At 64.1% G+C, this 26,512-nt stretch carries 23 protein-coding genes; 8 read left to right on the forward strand and 15 right to left on the reverse strand.

What is annotated here, in order from left to right; genetic code table 11:
* Genes C9427_RS07250 through C9427_RS07260 form a run of 3 tightly spaced genes read left to right on the forward strand, consistent with a single transcriptional unit; the run spans position 1 to position 3,649 of the window.
* Positions 1–1,986, forward strand: a complete 1,986-nt coding sequence (locus tag C9427_RS07250) for a hydantoinase B/oxoprolinase family protein (RefSeq protein ID WP_107648452.1) — start codon at positions 1–3, stop codon at positions 1,984–1,986.
* Entirely contained in the window at positions 1,983–2,285 is a 303-nt protein-coding gene (locus C9427_RS07255) for a (2Fe-2S)-binding protein (protein ID WP_107648453.1), read from the forward strand. The genes C9427_RS07250 and C9427_RS07255 overlap by 4 nt, the downstream gene beginning before the upstream one ends.
* Positions 2,282–3,649, forward strand: coding sequence for an NAD(P)/FAD-dependent oxidoreductase (locus C9427_RS07260; protein ID WP_107648476.1), 1,368 nt, complete (start codon positions 2,282–2,284; stop codon positions 3,647–3,649). The genes C9427_RS07255 and C9427_RS07260 overlap by 4 nt, the downstream gene beginning before the upstream one ends.
* Positions 3,650–3,692: 43 nt before the next feature.
* Here the strand turns inward: C9427_RS07260 and C9427_RS07265 are convergent, their stop codons facing one another.
* Positions 3,693–5,018, reverse strand: coding sequence for an NAD(P)/FAD-dependent oxidoreductase (locus tag C9427_RS07265; protein WP_107648454.1), 1,326 nt, complete (start codon positions 5,016–5,018; stop codon positions 3,693–3,695).
* A gap of 223 nt (positions 5,019–5,241) precedes the next feature.
* Here C9427_RS07265 and C9427_RS07270 point away from each other — a divergent pair, with 223 nt between their 5' ends.
* Complete coding sequence (locus tag C9427_RS07270; protein ID WP_107648477.1) at positions 5,242–5,718, forward strand: Lrp/AsnC family transcriptional regulator; 477 nt, start codon at positions 5,242–5,244, stop codon at positions 5,716–5,718.
* A 43-nt stretch (positions 5,719–5,761) separates the two neighbouring features.
* On the opposite strand, the gene C9427_RS07275 is transcribed toward C9427_RS07270, so the two are convergent.
* A complete protein-coding gene (locus C9427_RS07275) occupies positions 5,762–6,703 on the reverse strand; it encodes a LysR substrate-binding domain-containing protein (protein ID WP_107648455.1) in 942 nt (313 codons plus the stop codon).
* A gap of 87 nt (positions 6,704–6,790) precedes the next feature.
* Between C9427_RS07275 and C9427_RS07280 the strand changes: the two genes are divergently transcribed.
* Both C9427_RS07280 and C9427_RS07285 read left to right on the forward strand, forming a co-directional pair.
* The gene (locus C9427_RS07280; RefSeq protein WP_107648478.1) at positions 6,791–8,845 is read left to right on the forward strand and encodes an NADH:flavin oxidoreductase; all 2,055 of its coding nucleotides are present in this window, start codon (positions 6,791–6,793) and stop codon (positions 8,843–8,845) included.
* 192 nt (positions 8,846–9,037) lie between these two features.
* Positions 9,038–9,514, forward strand: a complete 477-nt coding sequence (locus C9427_RS07285) for an Lrp/AsnC family transcriptional regulator (protein ID WP_107648456.1) — start codon at positions 9,038–9,040, stop codon at positions 9,512–9,514.
* 15 nt (positions 9,515–9,529) lie between these two features.
* Here the strand turns inward: C9427_RS07285 and C9427_RS07290 are convergent, their stop codons facing one another.
* From C9427_RS07290 to C9427_RS07320, 7 genes are all read right to left on the reverse strand, one after another.
* Positions 9,530–11,185 carry an ABC transporter ATP-binding protein gene (locus C9427_RS07290; protein ID WP_107648457.1) on the reverse strand — a complete coding sequence of 552 codons (1,656 nt, stop codon included), beginning with the start codon at positions 11,183–11,185 and terminating at the stop codon, positions 9,530–9,532.
* Positions 11,182–12,033, reverse strand: coding sequence for an ABC transporter permease (locus C9427_RS07295; RefSeq protein WP_107648458.1), 852 nt, complete (start codon positions 12,031–12,033; stop codon positions 11,182–11,184). The genes C9427_RS07290 and C9427_RS07295 overlap by 4 nt, the downstream gene beginning before the upstream one ends.
* Positions 12,030–12,980 (reverse strand): ABC transporter permease, encoded by a 951-nt coding sequence (locus tag C9427_RS07300; RefSeq protein ID WP_107648459.1) that lies wholly within the window; start codon positions 12,978–12,980, stop codon positions 12,030–12,032. The genes C9427_RS07295 and C9427_RS07300 overlap by 4 nt, the downstream gene beginning before the upstream one ends.
* Positions 12,981–13,066: 86 nt before the next feature.
* Entirely contained in the window at positions 13,067–14,677 is a 1,611-nt protein-coding gene (locus C9427_RS07305; protein WP_107648460.1) for an ABC transporter substrate-binding protein, read from the reverse strand.
* Positions 14,678–14,739: 62 nt separating this feature from the next.
* Positions 14,740–15,462, reverse strand: a complete 723-nt coding sequence (locus C9427_RS07310; protein ID WP_107648461.1) for an HAD-IA family hydrolase — start codon at positions 15,460–15,462, stop codon at positions 14,740–14,742.
* 241 nt (positions 15,463–15,703) lie between these two features.
* The gene (locus C9427_RS07315; RefSeq protein WP_107648462.1) at positions 15,704–17,077 is read right to left on the reverse strand and encodes an aspartate aminotransferase family protein; all 1,374 of its coding nucleotides are present in this window, start codon (positions 17,075–17,077) and stop codon (positions 15,704–15,706) included.
* Between the two features lie 14 nt (positions 17,078–17,091).
* Entirely contained in the window at positions 17,092–17,931 is an 840-nt protein-coding gene (locus C9427_RS07320; protein ID WP_107648463.1) for a GNAT family N-acetyltransferase, read from the reverse strand.
* Positions 17,932–18,249: 318 nt separating this feature from the next.
* On the opposite strand from C9427_RS07320, the gene C9427_RS07325 reads away from it, so the two are divergent.
* Together C9427_RS07325 and C9427_RS07330 are read left to right on the forward strand one after the other, a co-directional pair.
* Positions 18,250–18,918 (forward strand): haloacid dehalogenase type II, encoded by a 669-nt coding sequence (locus C9427_RS07325; RefSeq protein WP_107648479.1) that lies wholly within the window; start codon positions 18,250–18,252, stop codon positions 18,916–18,918.
* Positions 18,919–18,934: 16 nt separating this feature from the next.
* Positions 18,935–20,209, forward strand: a complete 1,275-nt coding sequence (locus tag C9427_RS07330; RefSeq protein WP_107648464.1) for an NAD(P)/FAD-dependent oxidoreductase — start codon at positions 18,935–18,937, stop codon at positions 20,207–20,209.
* A 35-nt stretch (positions 20,210–20,244) separates the two neighbouring features.
* Here C9427_RS07330 and C9427_RS07335 read toward each other — a convergent pair whose 3' ends face one another.
* From C9427_RS07335 to argE, 6 genes are all read right to left on the reverse strand, one after another.
* A complete protein-coding gene (locus tag C9427_RS07335; protein ID WP_107648465.1) occupies positions 20,245–21,702 on the reverse strand; it encodes an NAD-dependent succinate-semialdehyde dehydrogenase in 1,458 nt (485 codons plus the stop codon).
* A 17-nt stretch (positions 21,703–21,719) separates the two neighbouring features.
* Entirely contained in the window at positions 21,720–22,763 is a 1,044-nt protein-coding gene (locus C9427_RS07340) for a tartrate dehydrogenase (RefSeq protein ID WP_107648466.1), read from the reverse strand.
* 10 nt (positions 22,764–22,773) lie between these two features.
* Positions 22,774–24,237, reverse strand: a complete 1,464-nt coding sequence (locus tag C9427_RS07345; protein WP_107648467.1) for an aldehyde dehydrogenase family protein — start codon at positions 24,235–24,237, stop codon at positions 22,774–22,776.
* Between the two features lie 150 nt (positions 24,238–24,387).
* Complete coding sequence (locus C9427_RS07350) at positions 24,388–24,741, reverse strand: cupin domain-containing protein (protein WP_107648468.1); 354 nt, start codon at positions 24,739–24,741, stop codon at positions 24,388–24,390.
* A 22-nt stretch (positions 24,742–24,763) separates the two neighbouring features.
* Positions 24,764–25,687 carry a 2-hydroxyacid dehydrogenase gene (locus C9427_RS07355; protein WP_107648469.1) on the reverse strand — a complete coding sequence of 308 codons (924 nt, stop codon included), beginning with the start codon at positions 25,685–25,687 and terminating at the stop codon, positions 24,764–24,766.
* A gap of 12 nt (positions 25,688–25,699) precedes the next feature.
* The coding region (argE, locus tag C9427_RS07360; protein WP_107648470.1) for an acetylornithine deacetylase at positions 25,700–26,512 on the reverse strand (813 nt) is incomplete at its 5' end.

The raw sequence follows: 26,512 nt of genomic DNA on the forward strand, positions 1-26,512 counted from the left end.
ATGTTTGACCGGACAAACCTTCAGGTTCTGGCGAACCATGCCCGCGCGGCCGCCGAGAACATGGCCCACACGCTGCACCGCACCGCGCACTCCGCTTTCGTCAAGGAGACGCAGGACTTTACCGTGATGCTGATGGACCGTTCAGGCGCGACGTTCGCCGTGCCGATGGAACTCGGCGCCACCTGGTATCCGGGGCTTTCGTATCACCGCGCGATCGCGATGGTCGACGACTACCGGCCGGGAGATGTTGCCTTCACCAACGATCCCTATTCCGGCCACGTCGCCACCCACGCGCCCGACACGCATCTTTGGAAACCGGTCTTCGTCGATGGCGAGATCGTCGCCTGGACCGGAGGGCATATCCACAACACCGACATCGGCGGAGCAGTGCCAGCTTCGCTCAGCCGGGCGCTGACCGAAATCCATCAGGAAGGCATCCGCTTTCCTCCCATGAAGCTGGTGAAGGAGGGCGTCTTCGACGAGATGATCCTGCGCATCATGAGCACAAATGTGCGCAAGCCAGACCTCAACATCGGCGACATCAAGGCGCTTGTCGGCGCGCTCAACACCGGCGAGCGCAAGATCCAGGCGATGGTGCGGAAGTTCGGCAAGGCCGGCTTCATCGAAGGCGTTGCCGCGCTTCTCGACCATGCTGAGGCGCAGGCGCGCGACGTGCTGCGCTTCATGCCCGACGGCACGTGGGAATTCGCGGATTATGCCGACGAGGATTCGGTCGAGGCTAATCCCTGCCGGCTGAAGCTGACGCTGACGATCAAGGGCGACGAGGCGCTGCTCGACTTCACCGGCTCCGATCCGCAGCTCGGCTCCTCGCTCAACGTGCCTTCAGGCGGCGACCCGCGTCACACCATGCTGCTGGTGGGCGTCTACTACGTGCTCTACACGCTCAACCCGAAGATACTGCTCAACACTGGCCTCACTCGGCCGTTCACCTGCATTACCCCCCGGGGTTCGATGCTGAACCCGGTATTCCCCGCCGCCGTGGGCATGCGTTCGCTCACCTGCGCCCGGTTGCGGTCGGTCATCTTCGGCGCCTTTTCGCAAGCGGTACCGGAGCGCCTGCCCGCGGCTCCGGCCGGCAACAACTGCATCGTCAACGTCATGACCACTGATGAGCGCACCAGCCGGACCGTCATCGCTGCAGTCAACCCCGTGGTGGGGGGCGGCGGCGCGATGCCGCATCGCGACGGGACCAACGGATCGGGCGCCGACGCCGCCTATCTCAAGAACACGCCGATCGAGATCACCGAGACGGAAACCCCGGTCGAATTCGTGAAATACGGGCTCGCCCGGGATAGTGGTGGGGCGGGCCGCTGGCGCGGCGGGCTGGCAACCGAGATGGCCTTCCGCGTCTTCGCGCCGGACTCCCGGATCACGGCGCGCAACCGCGACCGCAGCTTCTTCCGGCCCTGGGGCGTGCTGGGCGGCAAGGCGGCGGGCCTGTCGGACATGGTTGTCAATCCGGGGACCGTGCACGAGCGGCGGCTGGGCAACATCGACACAGCGGTTCTGCAACCTGGCGACGTGCTCGATATCCGCTCCGCCGGAGGCGGCGGGCGCGGCGATCCGCACGAACGCGAGCCCTGGCGGATCGCGCAGGATGTGCGGCGCGGCTATGTCTCGTCAACGGCCGCTGAGCGCGACTATGGTGTCGTCATCCGCGACGGCGAGGTCGACGAGCAGGCGACGGCAAGGCTGCGCGCGCGGCAGGGACCGGCCGCCGGCCATTTCCATTTCGGCCCGGAGCGCGAAGGCTACGAAGCGCAGTGGACCTCGGCGGCGTATGACCGGCTCACCGCTATACTAAGGGACTTGCCGATCCACTGGCGGTTCTTCACTAAGACGGAGGTCTTCCGTCGCATGAAGGGGCGCTCGGGGCCTGAGGGCGTCCAGGCAGCTTTCGATGCGGTCTGCGAGCGGTTCCCCGAATTGCCTCGTCCCGGCCCGGTGCTAGAGGCCGCGGAATGATCATCGCCGGCCGTATCGTCCGGCTGGCCGAGCGCGACCGGGCAGAAGTGCATTTCTTTCTCGACGGGCAGACGCGTGCTGCACTGGCCGGCGACACCGTTCTGACCGCCATGCTGGCATCAGGGCACGCGTTGCGAAAGTCCGAGTTCGGACCGGAGCCGCGAGCCGGGTTCTGCCTGATGGGAGCCTGCCAGGATTGCTGGGTGTGGCAGGACGAGGGACCGCGACTTCAGGCGTGCTCGGCACTTGTCAGCGAAGGCATGCGATTGCGTACGATGTCACCGGAGAGTTGGCCGTGAGCGAGACGTTGCCGCCGCGGATCGTGATCGTGGGCGCCGGTCCGGCCGGCATAAGGGCGGCGGCTGCGTTGGTCGATGCTGGGCTCAAACCAGTGGTGATCGACGAAGGGCAGCGCGCAGGCGGCCAGATCTATCGGCGCCCGCCTGCCGGTTTTACCCGCACAGCGGAGCAACTTTACGGGTCGGAGGCGGCGAAGGCGGGCGCACTGCATGCGCTCTTCGACAGGTTGGCAGAAGCGGGGCGGCTCACCCATTGCGCGGCGAGCTCGGTCATCGCATCGCATGAGGGTCGGCTGCACGTGCTGGGGGAGAGTGGCGTGCAGGTGATCTCCTATGACCGCCTGATCCTTGCGACCGGCGCATCCGACCGTGTCGCTCCGGTCCCGGGCTGGCAGAGCGCCGGCGTCTATAGCCTTGGCGCGGCGCAGATCGCGCTCAAGGCACAGGGCGTGGCTCTTGGGCAGCGCATCGTCCTGATCGGGTCGGGGCCTTTGCTGACGCTGGTCGGCGCCCAGCTCCTCAAGGCTGGAGCGGATGTAGCGGCGGTGCTGGACACCTCTCCCTGGCATCAGCAGGTACGGGGGCTCCGGAAGCTTGCCGCCCGGCCGTTCGTCGCGATGCGCGGTCTGGCCCTGCGGGCGCGGCTCGGCGGCCGCTACCATGCGGGCGTGACGCTCATGCGGATCGAGGCCGAAGGGAAGGGTGTCACAGCGATGCGGTGGCGCGACGCCGGCGGCCATGAACGCCTCACCGAATGCGACATGATTGGCATGGGCTGGCATCTGCGGGCGGAGACCCATCTGGCCGACTTGGTGGGATGCGCCTTCACTTTTGATGAGCAGTGGCGGCAATGGCTACCACAGACTGACCAGATGGGTCGCGCCGGCAACGGAGTCTATCTTGCGGGCGATGGCCTTCGTCTTCTGGGAGCAGACGGCGCGGAGATCGCTGGGCGACTCGCGGCGGCAGCATGCCTTGCCGATCTCGGATTTCCGGCACCCCGCGCCAGCGTCGATCTGCGCAAGCTCGCGCGGCTCGAGCGCTTTGCCGGCGGTCTGGCTTGCGCCTTTCCCTGGCCGACCGCGATGGTGCGGGCACTCCCCGACGACGCGGTCGTCTGCCGTTGCGAGAACGTGACTGCCGGAGCTGTGCGCGAGAACGGGGGTTTCGGCGGCGGCGAGGCCAATAGGACGAAATCGCTCTCACGCGTCGGCATGGGGCGATGCCAGGGGCGCTATTGTCAGTTGGCTGCCGTTGAGCTTGTCGCGACGCAGACCGGTTGCACCCCCGGCGCTGTCGGCCGGTTTCGCGGGCAGGCGCCTGTCCGGCCGGCGCCTATCGGGGCTTTTCTCCGTGAAGGCTGATGGATTCCGGAGGCTTTGCCTGGATGTCGGCCTGTATCACGTCTTAGAAATCGGCGACCTTGCCCCAAGCCGAAGCGTCGAAGCGCCGAGGATCATAAGCTGTCGGATCGACGATCGGTTCCGACCCGGTCACCAGATCGGCGACGAGGTGCCCGGCGCCGGGTCCGATGCCGAAGCCGTGCCCCGAAAATCCGGCAGCCAGGAAGAATCCCGGAACGGAATGTATCTCGCCGATGGCGGGCACGCCGTCCGGCGTGCTATCGATGTAGCCAGCCCAGGCCGCACTGATCCTAGTCTGGCGAAGTGCCGGCAGCAGCTCGAGCGCCCGGGCGTGGGTCAGGCGGATGGTCGCCTGGTCCGGGGTCGGATCGAGGATGCGCATCCGCTCCATCGGCGTCGGCCGGTCGAGCCGCCAGTGTCGGAGCGTTTCGTGGCCCGAGCGCGTGCCCTCCAGACCGCCGGGCGCGAGGCTTCGCCACCGCTTCAGGAACATGGGCAGGAATTGCGACGAGAAGCGCAGCTGTTGCGGCGTGACGTCCACGCGGCCGCGTCCGCTTATGGCGAGCGTGTAGCCGCCGTCGCTGCGACGCGTGGCCGAGATCCTTGCCGTGTGCAGCGCATCCGGAAGGCCTTCCGCGCCGGGCGAGACGGACAGGATGGACGATCGGACCGACGCCTGGGGAAAGCGGAAAGCGAACTGATGGCAGAAGGAGGACGCCCAGGCACCGCCGGCCAGCACCGCCACTTTCGTCCGGATCGTTCCGCTTTCCGTGACCACGCCGCTCAGGCGCCCACCTTCGGTCTCGATACCGCGTGCGGCGCAATTCTGGTGCACGGAACCCCCCAGCTTGAGGGTGGCGCGGGCGACCGAGGGCGCGGCCCGCGACGGATCGGCGGTGCCGTCGGTTGGCGAGAAGACGCCGCCCCTCCACGTCCGGCCCGTGGCGCGGCCCCGCTCGCTGGCCTCGGCGCCGTCGAGCATATGCGTGGTGACGCCGGCCGTTCTGGCGAAGTCACGCCAGCGCGCCCAGCCGGCCAGTTCCGCCTCGTCATTGCTGAGATAGAGCAGACCGCAGCGGCGAAAGCCGGTATCCTCGCCGGTTTCCGCCGCGAAACTGTCCCACAGATCGAGGCTGCCGGTCGCCATCGGCAGCTCGCGGGCGTCGCGGTTCTGCTGGCGGCACCATCCCCAGTTCCTGGAGGACTGCTCCGCACCGATGCGTCCCTTTTCGACAAGCGCGACCTTCATGCCGCGCCTGGTCAGATAGTAGGCCGCGAAGACACCTACGACGCCGCCGCCGATCACCACCGCGTCCGCGGATTGCGGCAGTTCGCCAGATGTCTCGATTTGCTGCAGCGGCGCGCGCATGATCCCTCAACCTTTGAAGCGCCAATCTACCGCGTTGCCCAGGCAGCCGCTGCTGCAGTTGAGGCTGAAGCAGAATTTTATTCCGGCAGCTTGGTTGAAATCGGGAGCCGCTGCGTTTCTTAGCGGTGTCCGCTTGGATGGACAGGCCAGCGGGCTGTGGTAGTGTCAATGTTGTTGGTATGGCAGCATTTTGTGCTGTGGCATGCGTTGTTCGGAGACGGCCGTGAAACTGGATCGGATCGACATCAGAATTCTTCACGAATTGCAGAAGAACGGCCGCATCACCAATGTGGAACTGGCTGATCTGGTGCATCTGTCGCCAAGCCCGTGCCTGATGCGGGTCAAGAAATTGCAGTCGGAAGGCTACATCGAAGGCTATTCCGCGCAGATCAATATCGGCAAGCTTGGCCAGACGCTGACGGTGTTCACCGAAATCACCTTGAAGAACCACCGTCAGATTGACTTCGCCCGCTTTCTCGCTGTCGTGGAGAAAATCGAGCAGGTCATCGAATGCCATCTTGTGTCGGGCGGCTACGACTATTTGATGAAATTCGTGACCTCCGGCATTAGTGAGTATCAGACGATCATGGAGCGACTGACCGACATGGATATCGGCATCGACAAGTATTTCAGCTTTGTGGTGCTGAAGTCACCCATCGTCAAGGCGCACATGCCGCTGCCCAGCCTGTTTCCGATGTAGTCAGCGGTGGCTGCGCCGCGCTGCACTTGCCACCTTCAGCCCGCTACAAGATGTCCGGCCGCAATATTGCGTGCAATTCTTTCAATTCGGCTTGCATCTCAGCGATCATCCAGGCGCAGATGTCGGAGACGACAGGCCGTACCGGCCGTGAGCGCGGTGCAATCAGCTGATGGATCCGGCCAGTGTTGATCTGCCTGTCCGAAGCCGGGACAAGGGTTCCCTGAAGCAACGCCCTTGAAACATTGCTGAGCCAGCCAAGCGCCACGCCTTCTCCGTTCATCGCGGCCTGTAGGACGACCGCATAGTCCGAGAACTCCAGCCACTTTGCCCTGCTCGTCTTGCGGTCCGCCACACTGCCCCAGGAGTCCAGCCACTGCTCCTTGGCGTCGGTCAGGTGAAGCAGGACATGACGTTCCCCGGTTCCGGCATGCATCAACCGACCGTGGCCCGACAGATAGGATGGGCTGCACACTGGAACGATGATTTCCGGCGAGAACGCCCAGCGGTGATAGTGCGTATCGTCATTGGCTAGGATTCTCGTGGCAAGGTCGACATTCTCGGCGGGTCCTCGCAAAACGCCCGCGATCAGTTCGAACCTCAGGTCCACATCAGGAAATCTCGCGTTGAACGCCCCCAGCCTCGGAACGAACCAATACGTTGCCAGAGAACTCGACAGTGAAAGGGTGACCACCGGCTTTGCAGTGCTGTTCTGCTTGATTCTGCGGATCACCGCCTCGATGCCGTCAAATCCCTCCCGCACCGCCGAGTAGAGGTCACGACCGTCTGCGGTTGGGGCCAACCCCGTTGGGCTCCGCGTAAAAAGAGCGACGCCAAAATCGGCCTCGAGCTGGGCAATGGTGCGGCTGATGGACGGTTGCGTGACGTTGAATTCCCGAGCGGCGGCCGTGAAACTACCCGATCGGACAGCCGCTTCGAAGATAAGAAGTCCGCGCGCGGAGGGAACGAGTTTTGCGAAGCCAGCCATGCGCCCAGCGTATAGCCACCCCAAGAATTTTCAAGCTTTCTGGGCCGTAGCAAATGGTAGACCATAACCTTTATGAATGGTTCGGATATGAACATAACGGCGCCTCGTGCTGGAGGGGCAACCAGTGATCCTCTGCTTCAGCCGTTTCGGCTCAAGGGTCTGACGCTGCGCAACCGCATCGTTAGCACCAGTCATGCCTCGATGCTGGACGAGGGCGGCATGCCGCTCGAGCGCTACCAGCTCTACCATGAGGAGAAAGCACGCGGCGGCCTGGCGATGACCATGGCGGGCGGCTCGGCAATGACCTCGCCCGATTCGAGCTGGGGCGGCGGCCAGCTGGATCTTTCGACCGATCGCATCGTCCCTCATCTCCAGTCGCTGTCGCGGCGCATCCATCACCGTGGCGCGGCCGTCATGTGCCAGGTCTCGCATCTCGGCCGGCGCGCCACCGCCTATGCAGGAAACTGGCTCCCGCCGGTGGCGCCGTCACGCGTTCGCGAGACGCGAAACCGGAATTTCCCGAAGGAGATGGACGCCGCGGACATCGACAGGATCGTCAAGGATTACGCCAGTGCCGCAAAGCGCTGCCTGGACGGCGATCTGGATGGCATCGAGACGGTCACCGGCGGGCATCTGATTGGTCAATTCCTGTCGCGCAGAACCAACAGACGCACGGATGGATTCGGCGGTTCGCTGGAAAACCGGGCGCGGTTCGGCCTGATGGCTCACGAGGCGATTCGCCGCGCGGTGGGCGACGATTTCGCTGTCGGCATCCGGTTCGTGATCGACGAGGCGGTCGAAGACGGGTCGGATTTCGAGGAATGCCTTGCCTTTGCCAGGCTGTTCGAGCGGGAAGGCCATATCGACTTCTTCAACTGTATCTTTGGTCGCATGGACACCGACTTGTCGCTGGCTGAGCAGAACATGCCCGGCATGTTTAGCCACAGCGCGCCGTTTTTGCCACTGGTCGGGCAGTTCAAACGGGAAACCAGGCTGCCCGTGATCCACGCGGCCGGCATTCGGGACATAGCGACTGCGCGGCATGCCATCCGCGAGAACCTTGTCGACCTGGTCGGCATGACCCGAGCGCATATTGCCGACCCGCATATTGTCAACAAGGTGATGCGCGGAGAAGAAGAACGCATCCGCCCGTGTGTCGGCGCATCCTACTGCCTGTATAAGAAGGTGCAATGCATTCACAACCCGGCCAGCGGCCACGAATCGATCATCAGCCATACCATCGTGCGAGCCGAAACGCCGAAACGCGTGGTCGTGGTTGGCGGTGGCCCGGGCGGGATGGAAGCGGCAAGGGTCGCCGCCGAGCGCGGACACAAGGTGAGCCTGCTTGAAGCCGGAGCGCGACTTGGCGGTCAGGTCCTCGTCGCGGCCTCCGCCTTCGACCGCAAGGATCTCATTGGCATAATCGACTGGCGTATCGACGAGCTCGCTCGCCTGGGCGTGGAAGTCCGTCTCAACACCTATGCGGACGCAGAGGTCGTCCTTGCCGAGCAACCAGACGCGGTCATCATCGCCACCGGCGGCATTCCGGACATGGAACGGCTGGAGGGCGCTGAACATTGCGACAGCGTCTGGGACGTCCTGACCGGGGTCGTGCCGACGAAGGACGACGTGCTCATCTACGATGAGACTGGACGCCAGGCAGCAATTTCCTGCGCCCTGCATCTTGCCCGCCACGGGCGCGTGGTCAGCCTGGCCATAGCGGACGACACCTTGGCGATCGAGACGCCCTATCCGGACAGGGTGAGTTTCCGCAAACGTGCCTCGGAACGCGGCATCCGGGTCGTCAGCGACGTGCGCCTGGTCAAGGCAGCGCGCCAAGGCAGCGGCATCGCCGCCAGATTCCGGCATGAGCTCACCGGTGCAGAGACGGAAATGACCGCGGCCCAACTCATTGTCGAGCGCGGCACGACACCCATGGAAGATACCTACCAGGAATTGCGTGCGCGCTCAGCCAACAACGGCGTCACCGACATAGCACTCATGACGGGAACGGAAACGAAGGGGGACAATGGTCCCCAAGCTGCCGGATCGTTCGTCTTGCACCGCATTGGAGACGCAGTTGCCAGCAGGGACATCTACTCGTCGATCTATGAGGCCTACCGGCTCTGCTCGCAAATATAGACGGGGCGAAAGCCCGTTGCGGCATGCTGCTTTGCCCTGGCAGGAAGCGCGTCACCTCGTCTGGAAAACACATCGGCTCAAGAAGACCCAGGTCGAGCCAGATCGGAAACTCATGCCTTACAGGGTTCGCCTCTTATACAATTCGCCAGGAGTGGCGTCGAGAGACCACCTGAGTACGGTCCTGGGCAGCCCATGAAACTCGATCGGATTGACATCAAGATTCTGTACGAGCTGCAGAAGAACGGCCGCATCACAAATGTGGAGCTGGCGGAACTGGTCAATCTCTCCCCCAGCCCCTGCCTGATGCGGGTAAAGAAGCTGCAAGCCGAAGGCTATATCGTGCGCTATTCGGCCCAGATCGATATCGCAAAGCTGGGGCGGACGCTCACCGTCTTCACGGAAATCACGCTAGGGAACCATCGTCAGATCGACTTCGCGCGTTTCCTTGCCGCCATCGATAAGGTTGATGCGGCTGTCGAATGCCACCGCGTTTCCGCCCGTTACGACTATCTCTTGAAATTCGTCACGGGTGGGATTGCCGAATATCAGGCGATCGTGGAGCGGCTGACCGACATGGATATCGGTATAGACAAGTGTTTCAGCTTCGTGGTGCTGAAGTCTCCCATCGTCAAGGCGCATATGCCGCTGCCCAGCCTGTTTCCGAGGTGAGGCTCTGCCGTTTCGTCAGCGATGGCCGTACTGGCGGACCAGTTCGGGGTCTCGGGCGAGGCCATCGAGCCACGTTGGATCGAGCTTCGGCACGGAGGAGAACAGAAGCTTCGAATAGGGGTGGGTGGGCGCCTTCAGCTTGTCGGGCGTGATCTGCTCCACCCGCTCGCCATTGTACATGACCATGATTTCGTCGCAGATCGCTTCGACGACGGAGAGGTCGTGGCTGATGAAAATGTAGGAAAGGCCCAATTCTCGCTGCAGCTCCTTGAGCAGCTCGATCACGGCGGATGCCACCACTGTGTCGAGCGCCGAGGTGATTTCGTCGCAGATGATCAGCTTGGGTCCGGCCGCCAGCGCGCGCGCGAAGTTCACCCGTTGCTTCTGGCCCCCCGAGAGCTCCGAAGGGCGACGGTAGCGCAGCGTCCTGGGCAGGCGAACCATGTCGAGCAGTTCGTCGACGCGCTTCGATCGCGCCTGCCTGTCGAGCCCGTGATAGAAGGCCAGCGGTCGGGCAATGATGTCCTCCACCGGCTTGGCCGGATTGAGCGCGGTATCGGCATACTGGAAAACGATCTGCATCTCGCGCAGCTGGTCCTGGCTGCGTTTCCTGGCGGCGCGCTCCAGTTGCTTGCCGTCGAAGACGATGTCGCCGGCCGCCGCCGGATGGATGCCGGCAATGACTCGCGCCAGCGTCGATTTCCCACAGCCGGATTCGCCGATGACGCCGAGATTGCGTCCGGTCTCCACGACGAGGCTGACGGAATCGACAGCGCGAATTAGCGGCAGTCCGTCATCGCGCACCGCGCCATAGCCTGCCGTTACATTGTCGATGCGCAGCAACGGCTTCGCGCCGGCATCTGCGTCTGCATGTGCTTGCCGCGGCTTCGGCTCGAAGGCAGCCAGCAGTTCGCGCGTATAGGGGTGCTGTGCAGCCGAAAGAATCTGAGCCGTGGTGCCGGTCTCCTGCACTTCGCCGCCCTTCAGCACAACGATGTGGTCGGCGATCTGGGCGACGACGGCGAGGTCGTGGGAAACGTAAACCCCAGCTATTCCGCCAGCCCGCATGACCGACTTGAATGCCTTAAGCACGTCGATCTGCGTCGTCACGTCGAGTGCCGTCGTCGGTTCGTCGAAGATCATCAGCTTGGGATCGCCGATAAGCGCCATGGCCGCCGACAGCCGCTGCAATTGTCCGCCCGAAACCTGGTGCGGATAACGCGCGCCGATCCCTTCCGGATCTGGCAACGACAAGGCTCGGAACAGCTCGACCGCGCGCTTTCGCGCCTGCTCGGGCGGCATCAGCCCGTGGATGCGCGTAACCTCGATCACCTGCTCAATGATGGTGGACGAGGGGTTGAAGGAGGCGGCGGCACTTTGCGGAACATAGGCAATATCGGTGCCGCGCAACTTGGCGCGTTCCTTTTCGGAGAGCGCTGCCATGTTCTTGCCGTTTACATTGATCTCGCCGCCGGTGATCCGGCAGCCGGGCCGCGCATAGCCCATCAGCGAGAGCGCTACCGTCGTCTTGCCGGAGCCGCTCTCTCCGATAAGGGCGACGATCTCGCCGTCGGCGATGTCGAGGCTGACGCCCCTGATGATTTCGACAAGCCGTCCGGCGTCCGTCGTCGCCTCGATCCTCAGGTTCCTGACCTCGACGAGATTGGTCATGCGTTCCTGTCCCTGATCTTCTGCGGCAGGTTGTCGATCAGCAGGTTGACGCTGATGGTGAGGCTGGCGATGGCCAGCGAAGGCACGATAACGGCTGGCGCCGCGAAGGGTAGGCCGCCGATGTTCTCGCGCACCAGCGCGCCCCAGTCGGCGAGCGGCGGCTGCAGGCCGAGCCCCAGGAAGGAGAGGCCGGAGAGCAGCAGCACGATGAAGACGAAGCGCAGCCCGAAGTCGGCGAGCACCGGGCGGATGATGTTGGGCAGGATCTCGGATCCGATGAGATAGGCAGTGTTTTCGCCGCGGACGCGGGCAACGGTCATGAAGTCCATGGTGTTGATGTTGACGGCGAGCGCCCTCGCGAAGCGGTAGGCGCCGGGGATATAGATGACGGCGAGCGTCAGGATCAGAACCGGGATCGACGAGCCGACCGCAGCGACGACCACAAGGCCGAACAGCTTGCTGGGGATGGAGTTCATGGCGTCCAGGAAGCGGCTGAGGCAGGTGTCGAGCCAACCACCGGTGACGGCCGCGATCATCCCCAGCATGACGCCCGAGAAGCAGGCAATGGAGACGGCGGCGAGCGATATGCCGACAGTGTAGCGTGCGCCCATCAGAACGCGCGAGAGCATATCGCGCCCCAGATAGTCCGAGCCGAGCCACAGTCCCTGGCGCATCGGCCCGAAATAGTCGTCGTCGACGATGTCGCCGATCGGATGGGGAATGATATAGGGCGCTAGGATAGCGATGAGCGTCCACGCCAGGATGACCAGCGCGGCCACGACGCCCACGAGGTTGTAGCTGTGGCCCAGGAAGAGCCGTCGGGGGGATGCGGTGCTCGCCATCGTCATCTGAGCCTCGGGTTGGACATGATGGCGACGACGTCGGCGGCCGTGATGAGGAAGAGATAGCCGAGGCAGAAGATCATTGCGCAGCTCTGGATCAGCGGCAGGTCGCGGGTCGCGACCGCATCGACCATCAGCTTGGCGATGCCTGGATAGTTGAAGATCGTCTCGACGATGATGACGCCGCCGACCAGATAGGACAGCGAGAGCGCGATCGCGTTGACGATCGGCCCAAGAGCGTTTGGAAGCGCGTGCCTCAGGACCATGCGGCTGCGCGAAGCGCCTTTCAGAAGCGCCATCTCCACATAAGGCGTGGAGAGCGTCTCGATCACCGCGGCGCGGGTCATGCGGATCATCTGAGCGGAGATGACGAAGGTGAGCGTGATCACGGGCATTGCATAGATGCGCACGAGGTCGGTCAGCGAATGCGCCTCGTTGACCGAGGACAGCGCCGGCAGCCATTTGAGATAAACGGCGAAGAGCAGGACCGCGAGGGTCGCGACCATGAATTCCGGCACGGAGATGACGCCGATCGAAAGAATGGTGACGGTGCGGTCATAGACGGAGCCGCGCAGCATCGCGGCGGTGATGCCGAGCGTCAGCGCCAGTGGCACCGAGAGCAGCGTGGTGATGCCGGCGAGCTTCATGGTGTTGACCAGGCGCCCGCCGATCAGCGCCGCGACTGGCATCTCGTTGGCATAGGAAGTGCCGAGGTCGCCGTGGAGCAGGCCGACAAGCCAGAGCAAGAAGCGCAGGATCGCCGGATCGTTGAGATGCATGGCCTCGCGCAGGCCGGCGACCGCCTCGGGAGTCGCCGCCTGTCCGAGCAGGATCGACGCGGTGTCGCCAGGCAGCATGCTGGTGGCGAAAAACACGGCGAACAAGACGATCAAAAGCGTGACGACCGCGATCCCCAGCCGCTTCAGCACGAGGTTGAGAACCCGAGACTTCATGGAAGCGCTCCCTGCGGTTGTTCGGCCAAGCAATCTTGCGCAATGCAGTGCCGGGGACCGGCTGACCGGCCCCAGGCAGGCTTCTCCTAAGCTTCGAGCCAGAGATATTCCGCCATTGCGTAGCCCATCATGCCACCGAGCGGGTTCGCTTCCAAACCCTTCACCTTGCTGGAGAGGGCATCCACGTTGGATATGTAGGCCGGGATAATGGTGCCGGCCTCCTCGGAGACCATAGCCTGCATCTGGCCGTAGATCTCCTTGCGCTTGGCCTGATCGAGCGAGCCGCGCGCCTCGATGAGCATCTTGTCGAACTTCTCGGACTTGTACTGGCTTTCGTTCCACGGCGCGTTGGAAGCGTAGAGGAGCGAGAACAGGATGTCCGGCGTCGGGCGCGGATTGATGTTGCCGAAATGGACTGGCGCCTTGAGCCAGTAATTGTCCCAGTAGCCGTCCGACGGGACGCGTTGCACGTCGAGCTTCATGCCGATATCCGCGCCGGCGGCCTGGATGATCACCGCCATGTCGATCGACGAGGTCGCGGCGTCGGAAGCAACCACTGGGATGGACTGGCCGAGCAGGCCTGACTTCTGGAAGTGGAACTTTGCCTTGTCCGGGTCAAAAGCCTTTGGCTTGACGTCGGGGTTATGGAAGACATTCGCTGGCGAAACGGGCTGGTCGTTGCCAATTTCGCCGAGGCCGCGCAATGCCGATTTGACGATCTGCTCACGGTTGACGAGATACTTCATGCCGGCCACGAAGTCGGCCTTGCTGCCCGGATCCATGTCGAGCCGGATGTTGAGGTCCGTGTAGTTGCCCGAGGTAGTCTTCGACAGTTCAAAGCCCTGCTGGCCACCGATGAGCTTCATTGCGCGTGGATTGATCGCGGCCGCAAAATTGATGTCGCCGGAAAGCAGGGCGTTGACGCGGGCGCTGTCGTCGCTGATGGCGATGAATTCGAAGGAGTCGAGATAGGGCTTGCCCGACTTCCAGTAGTTCTTGTTCTTGGTGACCACCGACCGCACGCCGGGCTCGAACGTCTGCAGGACGAAGGCGCCGGTGCCATTGCCCTTTGAGAAATCGGTGGTGCCGTCCGCGACGATCATGAAGTGATGCAGCGCCAGGATGGTCGGAAGGTCGGCATTCGGATCGGCCAGCGTGATTTCCACGGTCGACTTGTCGACCGCCTTGAAGCCGGTCATCTGCGCGGCGATCTTGGCGACCTTGGAGCCGATCGCCGGATCGAGATGGCGCTTCAGCGAGAAGACGACATCGTCGGCGGTGAGGTCCTTGCCGTCGTGGAACGTGACGCCCTTGCGCAGCTTCACCGTCCAGGCCTTGGCGTCTTTGCTGTCGAAGCTTTCGGCCAGCTCCATCTGCGTGACGCCGTCCTTGTCGAGGAAGGTCAGGCGGTTGTAGAGTGAGCAGCAGCGGACATAGTCGGTGGAGAGCGATGCCTTCGCCGGATCGAGCGTATCGGCGTTCGAGGACGACCAGCCGGCGGCCTTGAAAGTTCCGCCGGAAACCGGCGTGGCGGCGACGGCATTGGTGGCGCGGCCGAGCACCACGCTGCCCGCGGCAACCGCGGCGCCGCCGGCCAGCAGCATCTTGAGGAGTTCGCGGCGGCTCGCGCCCCGCCGAATGGCGCTTTCGACCATTGCATCGTCTGCTCCGGTCCAGTTCGTGATCTTGTCCGTCATATCATTCCCCTTTCTGTTGGTTTTGTCCGGATGCTCGTCTTGCTGCGTGCTTTCCGGCTGGCTCAGGTTCTTTCCTTCAGGCTTTCCCGCACAGCCGCCGCCAAGTCGGCCATGGACGTGAAGTGGTGGTCCGGCACGGTGAAGCGCTCGGGTTCGATCGTGCCGCCATAGCCCTTCTGGGCGTGCCGGCGCTCGATCCAGCAGTTGGTCAGGCCAAGCGCCCGGGATATGCCGATGTCGTGGTGCTGGCTTTGCGCGACGTGCAGGATGTCGTCCTTGTTATCGCCGCGAGAGGCCACGTAATCGAAGACCTTCTGGAAAAAGGCCGGGTCCGGTTTTTCCGTGCCGGTGTCGTCGGCAGTGAAGGTGGCGAAGAAGGGCGATCCCAGTTGCTTCTGGAAATGGTGGAGCGCCCAGCGCCGGGCATTGGTCATGGCAATCAGCTTGTGGGATTTCGCAAGCTCGGCCAATGCCGCGGCGCTGTCGGGGAAACCTTGCCAGGTGCTGGCGGAGTCCCGCAGGCGGGCGCCGTATTTCTCCTCGGCCGGCAGGCCGAGCTGTGGCGCGATGACCATGTAGACACGAGAGAGATCGTCGGGAAACAGGCCCGCATCGGGCATGTAGCGGGCTTGCCGGTACAGGGCCAGCGCGACCTCGCCATCGATGGAAACGCCAGAGTCGGCGGCAATCCCGGCCAGGCAGGTCGTGATGCCGCCTTCGAAATCCATCAGTGTGCCGACGACATCGAAGGTCATGTATTTGAATTCGCTAAAGCCCTTGGCCAAGACTAGCTCTCTCCTCTGTGCGCGGCCGAATTTGCATGGTGCTGAACAGAACAAAATTCCGTGCTGTCCGGGGCGCTGACCTTTTTCAAAAGCCCGGAAACTTGGGCTTTCTGGCCTTGTCTTAAATGCAGTCTGGCACTTCCCCCGCGCTGGATTCGCCGAAAAGGCGCGAGGGAGCGGCACAAAATTGCGAAATCGTCTGCCCCGGCGCTATTTCGAAACACGCGGCATTCTTCGCCCGTCATGACAAGGCCTGGCGGACGTCGGGATCGTCCAGCGTCTGGTCGAGGGTCCGGCGCGTCCGCTCGAGGATCGCATCGATGTCGCTGTCGGTGCAGCAGAGCGGAGGTGCGTAGCCGAGAACCCCGTGCGCAAAGGCGCGGATGATGAGGCCATTGTCCCACGCCCTGTCGAAGACGCGCCGCGCCGGCATGGCTGACGCCGGAAGCGGTGTTTTCTTCTGCTTGTCGGTCACCAGTTCGACCGCGGCGAGCATGCCTCGACCGCGCACATCGCCGACGAGAGGGTGGTCGCTCAGGCTTGCCAGTCCCGCCATCAGGCGGGCACCGGCCTTGATCCCATTCTCCAACAGGCCGTCTTCGTAGAGCTTCAACACCTCGAGTGCGACGGCGGCGCTGACGGGATGGGCTGAATAGGTGTAGCCGTGGCCGACCGCCGAGGCGCCCGCGCCATCGGCGATGACATCGTAGACGTGATCGGCCATAAACACGGCGCCCATTGGAACATAGCCCGAGGTCAGCCCCTTCGCCATTGTCATGAAGTCGGGAACGATGTCCTCGTCCGTGCAGGCGAACAAAGGCCCCGTGCGTCCGAAGCCGGTGATCACCTCGTCGGCGATGAAGAGGATGCCGTACTCCCGGCAGAGCTCGCGCATGGCCTTGATCCAGCCTTTCGGCGGAACAATGACGCCGCCCGAGCCCTGGATCGGCTCGGCATAGAAGGCGGCGACCCGCTCCGGCCCGATCGCCTCGATCCTGGCCCTCAGCGCCGCGAGCGACGCGGCCGTGATCGCGTTCCCGTCCTCGCCTACCGGGTTGCGATAGGGATAGGGGGAAGGGATCTTGTGTTGCCATTCGAAGGGAATGCCGAAACCGGCGTGAAAGGCGGGGAGCGCGGTCAGGCCCGCGCCGACCACCGACGACCCGTGATAGCCCTGCTCAATGGAAATGAACTGGTCGCGCTTCGGCTCGCCCCTGGCATTCCAGTAGTAGCGAACGAAACGGATCGTGCTGTCGACCGCGTCCGACCCGCCAAGCGTGAAAAAGACGTGATTGAGATCTCCAGGCGCGCGCTCGGCCAGCTCCGAGGCGAGCCGGATGGCCGGCTCCGAGCCGAGGTCGAAATAGGCGGTGGCGTAGGGAAGCTCGCGCATCTGCCGGGCCGCCGCCTCGACGATGCTGTCGTGGCCGTAACCGGCATTGACGCACCACAGCCCGGCGAAACCGTCGATTAGTTGCCGGCCGGAGGCATCGGTTACCGTCGCGCCTTTCGCCGATTTCAGCACGCGCACGCCAAGCGCCTCGTGGCCGCGATATGACGAGACCGGATGGATGAGATGGGCACGGTCGAGTTCGATCAGGGAATTGGCGAGCATTGTTGTCCTCCGCACTAGCCGAGCGCCTGGTTGGCGAGGGCGTAAATTTTCGGTCTGATCTGTTCCGCGCCGTTCTTGGGCGGACGGTCCATGGCCACGCCTCCGCCGGCATGGGCGAGACCGATTTCCTCGAGCCAGCCGGCAATGCCGGTCCTGCTGTCGGTGTCCACGCGCAGGAAAGCGCCGGGGCGGGTTGAGGCAAAGAATGCGATCAGGGCCTTCGCCTCGTCATAGCTTCCCGCAATGACCGGACCGATCACCTCGCCGCGCCCGAACGGGCGGATCGCGGCATAGGCCTCGATGGCGCCGTTGCGGCGGATGACCGCGACGTGGCCGCGCTCCGCCAGCGCGTCGATCAGAGCTTGGCGGTCGGCGCCATAGGCGTCGCGGTCCAGCGCCTTGATCTCCGGCAGATCGTCGGTGCCTGCTGCTTCCACACCTTCGGGCGCAGCAAGCTCTGCAACCTTGCCCTGATGCTGCAGGATGGTGCTGGAGGCTACAAAGCCTAGTTTCTGATAGAGAGGCATGCCGTCCACCGTCGCGACGAGCCGCAGCGGACGGTCTCCTGCCAAGTCAAAGGCCTGTTCCATGAGGCGGCGCCCGAGCCCCTTGCCCCGCACGTTCCTGTCGACGATCACCATGTTGATCATGGCGCAATCCGCGCCGTAGGGCGTTACCAGGATGGTTCCGGCGACACGGCCCTGGTCGTCGAGCGCGACCGCGCCACTGGAGAGCTGCAGCGCCATCTGCCAGTCCTGCGGGCGATGCGGCCAATTCTCCTGGCGCGAAAGCGCCACTGCGCCCTCGATATGGTCCGGCCCGAAGTCCTGGATTGCGATTTCGCCCTGCTGCATGAGGCACCTTTCCGTCTGACCTCAAGTCTCGGCCATCGGCGCGCCGCAGATCGTCTGAAGGTTTCGGCTTCGGCAGTATCATTCGCCGTTGCATGGGGCGTGCGCCGCATCTTGTGCTGGCACCCTCCACGGCGGACGCGCTTCACGTCGCGCGCGGCGCCGCGTTCGGCACACCAGATGCTACAGCGTACCAAACCGGATGGTGGATACGGAACTTTCTGCTTTCAGGAGCCCCATTTCGGTCAGGTGGCTCGCTTCCGGCCGGCCTATGATGAAATCCATCCAACGCGGATGTGCTTCCACTGGAGATCGACGGACATGGCTTCTTTCAGGCCCAAATACATCACCTTCGACTGCTATGGCACTTTGACCTTTTTCCAGATGGCGGAAGCGGCGCGCGATCTCTATGGCCGCCGGCTCGACGAGCCACGCATGCAGGAGTTCATCAAGAACTTCGCCGCCTATCGGCTGGACGAGATCCTGGGCGACTGGAAGCCCTATGCCGACGTGATCCACAATGCGCTTGAGCGCGCCTGCAAGCGCAACGGCGTCGTCTTCAGCGCCGACGACGCCAGCATGGTCTATGAGCGCGTACCGACCTGGGGCCCTCATGCCGACGTTCCGGCGGGCCTCGCCAAGGTCGCCAAGGAAATCCCGCTGGTGATCCTCTCCAACGCCATGAACGCGCAGATCATGTCCAATGTCGAGAAGCTCGGCGCACCGTTCCATGCGGTCTACACGGCAGAGCAGGCGCAGGCTTACAAGCCTCGCTTCAAGGCCTTCGAATACATGTTCGACATGCTGGGCTGCGGCCCGGAGGACGTTCTTCACTGCTCGTCGTCGTTCCGCTACGACCTGATATCGGCCCACGATCTCGGCATCAAGAACAAGGTCTGGGTCAATCGCGGCCACGAGCCGGCCAACCCGTATTACGGCTATGTCGAGATATCAGCCATTTCGGGTCTTCCAGGTGTGGTCGGTCTCTGAAACAGGCGGGTTGCCAATGAAGTTCGTCTCCTACTGGCACTACACAGCTCCCGTCTTTTCCGGCGGGGCGCAAGACCCGCTCGAGGGGCACTACGATGCCGCCATCATCGGCGGTGGCTTCACCGGTCTCGCCGCGGCGCGCCAACTGGCGAAGGCCGGCGCGAAAGTGGTGGTGCTGGAAGCGGAGCGGGTGGGCGGGGGCGCATCCGGCCGCAATGGCGGCCACCTGAACAACGGCCTCGCCCACAGCTATCTTTCGGCCAAGGCGGAACTCGGCAAGGACCGCGCAATCGCGCTCTACCGGGCACTGGACGACTCCGTCGACACCATCGAGGCGCTGGTCGCGGAGGAAGGCATCGACTGCAATTTCCGCCGCGCCGGTAAGCTGAAGCTCGCCTCCAAGCCGCAGCATTTTGAATCAATCGCCCGCAATTTCGAAGCCCTTCACGCCGAGGTGGATCCTGATACGGCGCTGCTGTCGGCGGCCGATCTCAAATCCGAGATAGGCTCGCCCTTCCACGGCGCGATGCTGTCGAAGAAGAGCGCCATGATGCATATGGGCCGCTATGTGGCGGGCCTGGCCACGGCCGCCGCCCGCCACGGCGCCGTCATCCACGAGAACGCGGCGGTGACCGACCGCAAGCAGGCCGGCGGCAAGCATGAGCTGACCACCTCGCGCGGCCGGATCAGCGCCGACAATGTGCTGGTGGCGACCGGCGCCTACACCACGTCGAATTTCGGCTACTTCCGCCGCAGGATCATTTCCGTCGGCAGCTTCATCATTGCCACGCGGCCGTTGAGCGACGCCGAGATCGCCGCAACCATGCCCGGCAACCGGACATGCGTGACCTCGATGAACATAGGCAATTACTTCCGGCTTTCGCCCGACAGGCGCCTGATCTTCGGCGGCCGCGCACGCTTCTCCGCGACGTCGGACCAGCGCTCCGACGCCAGGAGCGGACAGATCTTGCGGGCAGGCCTCGCGGCGATCTTCCCGCAGCTCGCCAAGGTCGAAGTCGATTATTGCTGGGGAGGGCTGGTCGACATGACCAAGGACCGTTTTCCGCGGGCCGGCTACCATGACGGGGTCTGGTACGCGATGGGCTATTCCGGCCACGGTGCGCAACTTTCCACCCATCTCGGCATGATCATGGCCGATGCCATGCTCGGCCGCGAGGACCGCAATCCGATGAAGGGGTTCGAGTGGCCGGCCATTCCCGGCTATTCCGGCAAGCCCTGGTTCCTGCCAATGGTCGGCCTCTACTACAAGGCGCTCGATCGGATTCAGTGATCTTTTCGGCCTGGCCGGGCTTCAGCCAAATTGTCTCAGATGAGCCCGCCCATATGAAAACTCTTCATCTCGAGATATTCCTCGATGCCGGCCTGCGCCCCCTCTCGGCCGAGGCCGGATAGCTTGACGCCGCCGAAGGGGGCGACCTCGATCGAGACCGAGCCGGTGTTGAGACCCACCATGCCAAACTCCAGCGCCTCGCCGACGCGCCAGGCGCGTTTCAGGTTTTCGGTGTAGAAGTAGGAAGCAAGCCCGTAGGGCGTGCCGTTGGCCAGCGCGATCGCTTCCTCTTCCGTCTCGAAACGGAAAAGCGGCGCGACCGGGCCGAACGTTTCCTCACCGGCAAGCTGCATCTCTTTTGTGGCACCGGTCAGCACCAGCGGCGCGACATACTGAGGACCCTCCGGCAGCGCCGGTTTCTCGGTGATGATCGCAGCACCTTTAGCGAGCGCGTCCTCGACGTGGCGGTTGATCTTCTCGACCGCCGCCATGTTGATCATCGGCCCGATGGCGACGCCGGGCTGTGTGCCGGGCCCGACCGTCATGGCGTTGACGCGAGCGCTGAGCTTCGCTGCGAAGGCTTCATAGACTCCGGCCTGGACGAGGATGCGATTGGCGCAGACGCAGGTCTGGCCGCCATTGCGGAATTTCGACACGAGCGCGCCTTCGACGGCAAGATCGAGATCGGCGTCGTCGAAGACGATGAACGGGGCGTTGCCGCCGAGCTCGAGGCTCAGCCGCTTCACGCTGTCGGCCGCCCCGCGCATCAGCAGCGAACCGACCCGCGTCGAGCCGGTGAAGGAGATCTTGCGAACGGTCTCGTTCGCCATGATCTCGTTGCCGATCTCTGTGGGCATGCCGGTGACGATGTTGATGACGCCGGCGGGAATGCCCGCCCGTTCGGCGAGCACGCCGACCGCCAGCGCCGAATAGGGCGTGAACTCGGATGGCTTGATGACCACGGTGCAGCCCGCGGCCAATGCCGGCGCGACCTTGCGGGTGATCATGGCATTGGGGAAATTCCACGGCGTGATAATGCCGCACACCCCGACCGGCTCCTTCAGCACGATGATGCGGCGGTCGGACGTGGGCGAGGGGATGGTGTGGCCATTGATGCGGCGCGCTTCCTCGGCGAACCATTTGACGAAGGACGCCCCGTAGCGGATCTCGCCTTTGGCCTCGTCCAGCGGCTTGCCCTGTTCGGTCGTCAGGATCAGCGCCAGATCGTCCAGATGCGTCAGCATCAGGCCGTGCCAGGCCTCTAGGAGGCCGGCGCGCTCGGCGTTGGTCTTCTTCTTCCAGTCGCCATAGGCGGACGCCGCGGCCTTTATGGCCGCACGGGTCTCCGGACCGGCCATATCGGGCACCGTGCCGATCGCCGCTTGGGTCGCCGGATCGACTACGTCGACCGTCCTGCCGGAGCCGGCAGCGACCCATTCACCGCCGATCAGGCCGGCTTCGCAGAAGAGACTTTCGTCTTTCAGGTTTTTCATCGAAAACGACCTTGCGATCAGGTGAGCGCCGCGACGACAGCGGCGGTGATGGCGTCTGTGCGGTCCTTGCCGGGAACGGTGCCTATGCCTCTGGCGGTTGCGGCCTCGACCGCCTTCATGACGCGGCCGGCCGCGGCCGTTTCGCCGAGATGATCGAGCATCATCGCGCCAGACCAAATGGTGGCGATCGGATTGGCGATGCCGAGATGGGCTATGTCGGGCGCCGAGCCGTGCACCGGCTCGAACATGGACGGCGCCGAGCGGTCGGGGTTGATGTTGGCGGAGGCGGCGTAGCCGAGCCCGCCCTGTATCGCCGCGCCGATGTCGGTCAGGATGTCGCCGAACAGGTTGGAGGCGACGACGACGTCGAGGCTCTCCGGTGCCATGATCATACGTGCGGCGAGCGCGTCGACATGATAGCTGGTCACTTCGACGTCCGGATAATCCGCAGCCAGCTTTCGCGTGATCTCGTCCCAGAACACCATCGAGTATTTCTGCGCGTTCGACTTGGTGACGGAGGCCAGCTTGCGCCGACGCGCCCGCGCCTGCTCGAAGCCGAAGCGCAGGATCCGCTCGACGCCGGCACGGGTGAAGATCGATGTCTCCACCGCGACCTCGTCCAGCGTGCCTTGATGCACGCGCCCGCCGGCGCCCGAATATTCGCCCTCGGTGTTCTCGCGGATACACAGGATGTCGAAGCCCTCGGCCCGCAGGGGGCCCTTGACGCCCGGCAGCAGGCGGTGCGGCCGGATATTGGCATATTGTACGAACGCCTTGCGGATCGGCAGCAGGAGACCGTGGAGCGAGACGGAATCCGGTACCTCCGCCGGCCAGCCGACCGCGCCGAGAAGGATGGCATCGAAGCCGCGCAAGGTCTCGATACCGTCCTCGGGCAGCATGCGGCCGGTCTCCTTGAAGAAGCGGCAGGACCAGGGGAACTCGGTGCCCGCCAAGGCAAAGCCGAAGTTTTTGGCCGCCGTTTCCAGCACCGACCAGGCGGCGACGGTCACGTCGCGGCCGATGCCGTCACCGGGGATCAGGGCGATCGAATAGGACTTCATCGGCATCTCTTCATAGGCTGATCAGGACGCTCTTGGTCCTGCGGTTGGCGTGATAGGCCTCTCGGCCGAGGTCCTTGCCGATACCGGAACGCTTGTAGCCGCCGGTTGGCAGGATATGGTCGCGCGAGCGGCTGTAGCGGTTGATCCAGACGGTGCCCGCTTCGAGCTTGCGCGCGAAGCGGATGGTGCGGGAGAGGTCGGTGGTGAACAGGCCGGAGGCCAGCCCGTAGGTCGGATGGCTCGACAGCGTCAGCGCTTCTTCCTCGGTCTCGAACGTCTGGACGGTCAGGACCGGGCCGAAGATTTCCTCGATGATTGCAGGATTGGCCTGATCGACATTGGTGATCAGTGTCGGCTCGTAGAAATAGCCGGGGTTGTCCATGGCGGCGCCGCCGGTCAGGCATTCGCCGCCGGCCTCGACCGCGGCTCGCACGATGCTGTCGATGCGCGCTCGCTGCCGTTCCGAGATAACAGGCGAATACTGCGTCGTCTCGTCCCAGGTCGGGCCGGGTCGCACCGCCTTCATCCGCTGCAGGATGGCGGTCGCCAGCCTGTCGGCGACACTATTCTCGACGATCAGGCGCGTACCGGCCACACAGGCTTGGCCGGCATTGAAGGTGACGCTGCCAGCAATGGCCATTGCTGCCTTGTCGAGATCGGCATCGGCAAAAACAATCTGCGGGCTCTTGCCGCCGAGTTCCAGCGTCATTGGCTTGACGCCGGTGCGGGCGATGTTCTCCATGATGGCCGAACCGGCGCGGGTTGAACCGGTGAAGCTGACCTTGGCGATCTCGGGATGGCCGGTCAGCGCCGTGCCGGTCGTCGGACCGTCTCCGAGCACCACGTTTATGAGCCCTGCCGGCAGGCCCGCCTTGATCGCGAGCTCTGCCATGTAGACAGCCGAGAAGGACGTCATTTCCGACGGCTTCAGCACGACAGCGTTGCCCGCGGCCAGCGCCGGGCCGAGCTTCCATCCGGCCATGGAGACAGGGAAGTTCCAGGGTGTAATCGCGCCGACAACGCCGTAGGGCTCGCTCATGATCATGCCGAGACTGGTGTCATCGGTCGGCACGAGCTCGCTGCCTTCCTTGTCGGCGAACTCGGCAAAAAAGCGGATCTGTTCGGCGGTCACGGCGATGTCGCCGGCAACGAGCTGGCCGACGGGCCGCGTCGAGCACAGCGCCTCGATCCTGGCGAGCGTTTCGGCTTCCGCCTCGATCAGGTCGGCCCAGGCCTGCAAGGCCTTGGTGCGCTCGCGCGGCCGAACACCGCCCCAGTTGCTGGCCTTCAGCGCCGCCTTGGCGCTTGCCACCGCACGGTCGACCATGTCTAAGCCAGCCACAGGGCAGGCAGTATATGACTTGCCGTCCGAGGGGCGGCGCATTTCGATCCCGCCCTCGGTCGAGATCAGTTCCCCGCCGATGAAGTGGCCGACGGGGAGGGGGATTGTATCGGGATCGAAGCTCAGGCTCATCGACAACCACTCTGCGGTATCGGCCGGAGCTTAGCGCGTGCCGGCACGCAGCATCCGCTGTTCGGTGATCCGCCGCCGACGAATGTTGCGTGCCAGGCGTGGGAGACGGCAAAATCTTCCGCGCCAGGCCGGCATCTCACGCGGACGCTTTCAGCCGACCGTCACGTAGATCTTGCGCACCGTCTCGATGGTTTTCCAGACACCGGTGAAACCGGGTTTCATCACGAAGCTGTCGCCGGCGCGGTAGGTCACGGTCTCGCCAGCGTCGGGCGTGATCTCGATCACGCCGGAGAGGATGTGGCAGAACTCGAACGTGTCACCCTTGATCGAGCGCGTCTCCCCCGGCGTCGCCTCCCAGACGCCGGTATGGACGAGGTCGCCCTTGGCGGCATCCTGCGCCCAGGTCTTGAAGGCGGGTTCGCCGGCGATCAGCCGTTCGGGCAGTGCCTTGGATGCACGCGGCGGGAAGGCTGGATTGGTATCGACGCTTTTGAGCAGGGACAAAGGATGCCTTTCGGGTTGGATTTCAATAACCGCGCGACCGATCGACGAGCCCGATGGGTTCGAGACCCGCGCGGTGGCGGCTGATGTTGTCGATGACGGCGCGTGCAGCGGTCGCCGGCTGGGTGACGCTGGCGACATGCGGCGTCAGGATGATCTTCGGATGCGACCAGAACGGATGGCTAGGGGGCAGCGGTTCAGGATCGGTCACGTCGATCATCGCGGCCGAGAGTTGACCGCTGTCGAGCGCGGCGACAAGCGCTTCGTGGTCGAGCTGCGGCCCCCGGCCCGTGTGGACGAGCGCCGCGCCTTTTGGCAGTTTCGCAAACAGGTCGGCATCGAGGAAACCGCGCGTATCCCCGGTCAGCGGCAGCAGGCAGATCAATATGTCGCTGGCCGTGAGCATCTCCTCCAGCCCGAGCTTGCCATAATGGCAGGTCACGCCCTCGATCTGCCGCGGCGAGCGGCTCCAGCCAGCGAGCGGGAAGCCGAAGGGCTTCAGCCGGTCGAGGGCAGCCTCGCCTAGCTGCCCAAGGCCGAGCATGCCGATCCGGCGCGACCCAGCCTGGGGCTGGTGGATGTCACGCCATTCACCGGCGCGTTGCTGTGCCAGATATCCCGGGAGGTTGCGATGCAGGGCGAGCACGGCAAGCGTCACGTATTCCTGCATCATGCGCACGATGCCCTCCTCGATCGTACGCACGATCTTCACCTTCGCCGGCACCGTATCGAGGCGGAACTGGTCCACGCCGGCGCCAATCGAAAACAGGATCTCCAGGTTCTTGTAGCGCGCGAGGTCTTCCGGCGCGGTCCAGGTAATGAGATAGAGTACCGCGTCGGGATCGACTGTTGCGGCATCCATGGTGAAGGGGACGTCCGGCAATTCCCTGGCGAAGGCATCGGCGAAGATCGCCCCGCGCCGCGCATCCGAATTGAACAGGAATGTCATTCCGGTTCCCCTTCAAGCAGCGCAGCGGGCGCCCAGCGCTTCGATCATCCGCTGGCAAGCAGTGAGTTCGCTGGCAAGAATATATTCGTCCGGCTTGTGAGCACGACCGATGTCGCCTGGGCCGCAGATGATCGAATCGAAGCCGGCGGCCTGGTAGAGGCCGGCTTCGGTGCCGTAGCTGACGCCGGCTAGCGGCACTTCGCCGGTCAGTGCGTTCAGCAGTGACGCCAGCGCCGCGTCTTGCGGCAGCGACAGCGCCGGGTAGGCGCTCATCGGCGTCCATTCGACCAGAAAGCCGTCGGTTGCGAGGGCCTCGGCCCGCGCCTTGACCGGCGCGAGCAGGCTCGCCGGGTCGACACCGGGTATGGCGCGTGCCTCCAGGTCCAGCGTGCAACTGTCGGGAATGATGTTGACCGACTGTCCTCCTGCGATCACACCGCCCTGCAGCGAAGAATAGGCCGGCTCGAAGGCGGAGTTGAACGGACCGTGCGTCAGCCGCTCGGCTTCGTTCACCGCCACGCTCAGCACTTCGGACATCGCATGGATGGCGTTGAGCCCGAGGTCAGGCCGTGAAGAATGGCCGGAGCGCCCTTTGATGGTTACGCGTGCGGCCGCCTTGCCCTTGTGGCCGCGCACGGCGCGCATGCCGCTCGGCTCGCCGACGATGACGCCGAGCGGTTTTGCGCAAAGTTCGGGAAGCCGGGCGATCATGTGCGGTACGCCGCGACATCCCACCTCCTCGTCATAGGAGAAGGCGAGGTGGATTGGCTTAACAAGGCGCAGTTTCGCCAGCGCAGGTACGGCCGCGAGTGCCGCTGCCAGAAA

The sequence above is a fragment of the Mesorhizobium helmanticense genome (genome assembly GCF_003034915.1).
Classification (GTDB): Bacteria; Pseudomonadota; Alphaproteobacteria; order Rhizobiales; family Rhizobiaceae; genus Mesorhizobium; species Mesorhizobium helmanticense.